At 50.2% G+C, this 289-nt stretch carries 1 protein-coding gene; it reads left to right on the top strand.

Annotated elements, in window-relative coordinates; all coding sequences use genetic code 11:
• A partial coding sequence (locus NE473_RS32040) for a DUF3100 domain-containing protein (protein ID WP_256265721.1) occupies nucleotides 1-289 on the top strand: 289 nt, incomplete at both ends.

Here is a 289-nt window from a genome sequence, read left to right as displayed (position 1 = left end):
TTCCATCCCTATGCACTGGGAATGGCATCCGGCGTTGGCGCCGGCATTATGATGGCGTCAGCCACAGCCATCCTGACAGAGATTTACCCGGCTATGGCCGATAAGATATCGGCTCTTGCCAGTACCAGCGAGACACTTTCAGGAATCACCGGCATCTACGTTGCCATCTTTATATCTCATAATCGTCAGTCCTCCTTATTTCTCTCCACGCAGGCGTGCAATTTTGGGTTCCAGAAACGCATACAGTTTGTTGCAGAGCGGAATTCCTATAAAGATGGCAACGTAGATG

This window comes from Hungatella sp. SL.1.14 (assembly GCF_024460495.1).
GTDB classification, from domain to species: domain Bacteria; phylum Bacillota; class Clostridia; order Lachnospirales; family Lachnospiraceae; genus Hungatella; species Hungatella hathewayi.
Note: the sequence above shows the minus strand (reverse complement) of the source record. Positions and strands in the feature narration are given on the sequence as shown.